This is a genomic window from uncultured Microbacterium sp. (genome assembly GCF_913776565.1).
Taxonomy (GTDB): Bacteria; Actinomycetota; Actinomycetes; order Actinomycetales; family Microbacteriaceae; genus Microbacterium.
In genome coordinates this window covers 1-3,100 of sequence record NZ_CAJYPF010000205.1, presented here as the reverse complement: position 1 = coordinate 3,100, position 3,100 = coordinate 1, and the positions used below count along the sequence as shown (strand labels likewise).

At 75.1% G+C, this 3,100-nt stretch carries 4 protein-coding genes; 2 read left to right on the top strand and 2 right to left on the bottom strand.

Annotated features, from left to right (window positions below; all coding sequences use genetic code 11):
• The first annotated feature begins 213 nt into the window (after positions 1-213).
• Positions 214-816: a class I SAM-dependent methyltransferase gene (locus QZ433_RS11465; protein WP_295783486.1), complete on the top strand. Its 603-nt coding sequence runs from the start codon at positions 214-216 to the stop codon at positions 814-816.
• A 201-nt stretch (positions 817-1,017) separates the two neighbouring features.
• On the opposite strand, the gene QZ433_RS11460 is transcribed toward QZ433_RS11465, so the two are convergent.
• Entirely contained in the window at positions 1,018-1,800 is a 783-nt protein-coding gene (locus QZ433_RS11460) for a DNA/RNA non-specific endonuclease (RefSeq protein ID WP_295783483.1), read from the bottom strand.
• A gap of 46 nt (positions 1,801-1,846) precedes the next feature.
• Between QZ433_RS11460 and QZ433_RS11455 the strand changes: the two genes are divergently transcribed.
• Complete coding sequence (locus tag QZ433_RS11455; RefSeq protein ID WP_295783480.1) at positions 1,847-2,608, top strand: fructosamine kinase family protein; 762 nt, start codon at positions 1,847-1,849, stop codon at positions 2,606-2,608.
• Between the two features lie 47 nt (positions 2,609-2,655).
• Here QZ433_RS11455 and QZ433_RS11450 read toward each other — a convergent pair.
• On the bottom strand, positions 2,656-3,100 hold a 445-nt coding region (locus QZ433_RS11450), incomplete at its 5' end, for a VTT domain-containing protein (protein WP_295783477.1).

Below are 3,100 nucleotides of genomic sequence, written 5' to 3'. Positions count from 1 at the left end.
CCTCGTCGTACCTCGGCGAGGGCCGATCGTTCGGACATCTCCTGGGTGGTCTGTCGGGGGAGTGATCCCCGCGTCAGCCCCGTCGCCCCGAGGCGGCGGGGCTTCGGCGTGCCCCGGCCGAGGGTGCGCACATCGCGGAGGAAATGCGCGCCGCACGACGGCGCCCCGCGCCGACCCCGCGCTCTAGGGTGGGGGCGAGCAGAAGGAGTCCGAATGGATGCCGCGCAGTGGGACGAGCGTTACCGCGCCTCCGCCGGGGGAGTGTGGGCCACTCAGCCGCCCGCCGTCGTCCGCGAGATCACCGGCGCGCTGCCCGCGGGAACGGCGATCGACGTCGCGACCGGAGACGGGCGGACCGCCCTGTGGCTCGCCGAGCACGGGTGGCGGTGCACCGGTCTGGACTTCTCGAGCGCGGGTCTCGCGCTCGCCGCCGCCCGGCCCGGTGGTGACGCGATCGACTGGGTCGAGGGAGATGTGCACGCGTGGCGACCCGCGGCGCGTGTCGATCTGGTCGTGTCGTGCTATCTGCACCTGCCCGAGAGCGCCTCGGCGGTCGCGCGCATCGCCGAGTGGGTCGCGCCCGGCGGGACGCTCGTGGTGGTCGGGCATGACGTCGACAACATCGCCGCCGGAGGGCACGGGCCGCGCGACCCGGCGATCCTGTACACCCCCGAGCTGTTGCGCGGGGCGCTCGACGAGCGCTTCGACGTCCTGCGCTGCGAGCGGGTGACCCGCACGAGCGCCGACGCCGAGCTGCGCGACGGCCACGCGGCCGCTGCCGTCGACACCGTGCTGCACGCGGTGCGCCGGAACTGAGGCACGGCCCGTCGCTCCGCCGTCGACACCGTGCGTCACATGGTGCGCCGGAACTGAGGGACGGCCCGTGGCCCCGCCGTCGACACCGTGCGTCACATGGTGCGCCGAGGCTCCGGGCTACTGCGTACGCCTCCGGCCGTCGCCACCGTGCGTGACGCGGTGCGCCGGGGCCGTCGGCTGCCTCCCTCGGCCCCGCGGGCTTCAGAGGACGATGTCGTCGGTGCCCTGCAGCTCGCGCGCGGCCACCGGGCGCAGCCCCCGTCGCACGAACGTGTCGGCCGTGGCGAGCGGACCGGCGTCGATCCCCGCCTCGGCCGCGATCTCGGCGATCGGCACCTGGAAGGTGCGGAAGGCGCCGAGCGGCGGCACGACCAGACTCTGTCGCGTGTCGACCAGGTCGCTCTGGTCGAGCACGAACCCCGCCGCGACCAGCACATCACCCGCGCGCCACGCGGCGATCTTCCAGAAGCGCAGCGGCACGCGGATGCCCCGATAGGGCGGGTCGTCGTCACCGAGCACGGGGGCCGTGAACACCGCGATCCGCTGGTCGGTGGCCTCGGCGTAGGCGAGTACGTGGTCCTCGAGCCCGAGCCACAGCTCTTTCGACTGATTGAACCCTGCCGCCTGGGGTGCGGCGTTGGTGTAGTGGAACGTCGCCTCGGTGGCATCCCGTGCCTCGGACGTGTCACCCCACCCGGGGTCTCGCCGACGCACCAGGTGCCCGCGGTCGAGGTCGTTGCGGCTGTAGACCTCGGGCCCCGCCTGTACATCGGCGTCGACTCGGGGATCGAGACGCCACTCGCCCGTGCGCGGGAGGTCCCGCAGCGTCGCACCGTCGATCACCACACCGGTGACCGCGGCGAAGCGGCGCTGCTCGTCGAGCAGGACAGAGAACCGCGGATAGTCCAGCCGCGTCGTCGGTCGCGCGGGCGAGGGGAGGGGGAGGGGGATGCCGAGGAAGTCCGGGTCGTAGCCGTCGCTCATTGCTCCATGGTGCCGTCGACCTCCGACATCGCGACAGACTGGAGTGATGGAACACCTGGTGAAGACCCGGGCGGACGCCCCCGAGGGCTTCTTCGCCGCCGAGGCCGCGGGACTGCGTTGGCTCGCCGAGGCCGGTGGGGCGGCCACGGCGCGGGTCTTCGAGGTGCGCGAGGACCGCATCGCGCTCGAACGCATCGGCGAGGTCGCCCCCACGACCGCCGCCGCGACCGCGTTCGGGGCCGCGCTCGCCGCCACCCACGCCGCGGGTGCCGAGGCCTTCGGAGCCCCGCCGCCGGGGTGGCGGGGCGGGATCTTCATCGGCCGGCGCCCGCAGCCCGCCGACCCGACCCCGAGCTGGGGCGCCTTCTACGCCGCCCAGCGCATCCAGCCGTTCGTGCCGATCGCCGTCGCCGCGGGAAACCTCTCGCCGTCGGGCGCCAAGGTCGTCGCGCGCGCCTGCGCCCTGATCGCCGACGGGGCGTTCGACGACGACGAGCCCCCCGCGCGTCTGCACGGCGACCTGTGGGCCGGGAACGTGCTGTGGTCGAGCGGGGGAGTGGTGCTCATCGACCCGGCCGCGCACGGCGGCCATCGCGAGACCGACCTGGCGATGCTGGCACTGTTCGGCTGCCCGTTCCTCGACGAGCTCCTCGTGGCGTACGACCGGACGAGGCCGCTCGCCCCCGGGTGGCGCGAGCGGGTGCCGCTGCACCAGCTGCACCCGCTGGCGGTGCACGCCGCGGGCCACGGCCCGTCGTACGGTCGCGCGTTGGTGGACGCCGCGGAGCGGACGCTCGCGCTGGTCTGAGGCGTCCGGGGCCGGCATCCCGAATCTCGCAGGATCGCTCGCGCGCCTCAGCCCCGCGCCGCCGCCCGGCGCCGCGCCCGCCGCGCGAGTACGAGGTCGATCCCCGCGCCGATCCCCACCGCGACGACGACCGACACCGCCACCGCCACCACCGGTCCCCCCGGCACCACAGCCGCGACGAGGGCGCCGATCACGGCCTGGTACGCCGCCCACGCGAGCGCCGCGAGGGCGGCGACGCCGAGGTACCGCGCGGGTTGCACGCGCGCGGCTCCCGCCGCGAGGTTCACCGCGAGGCGCGCGAAGGGCACGAAGCGTGCCGTGAACAGCACGACGGCGGCGTTGCGCTCCAGCCGTGCCCGCGCCCCGTCCAGGGCCGCGGCGACGCGGGGACCGCGCATCCAGCGCCACCGTTCGACGCCCACCGCGCGCCCCACGAGGTAACAGCACAGGTCGCCCGCGAAGGCCGCGAGCCCCGCGACGACGATCACGGCG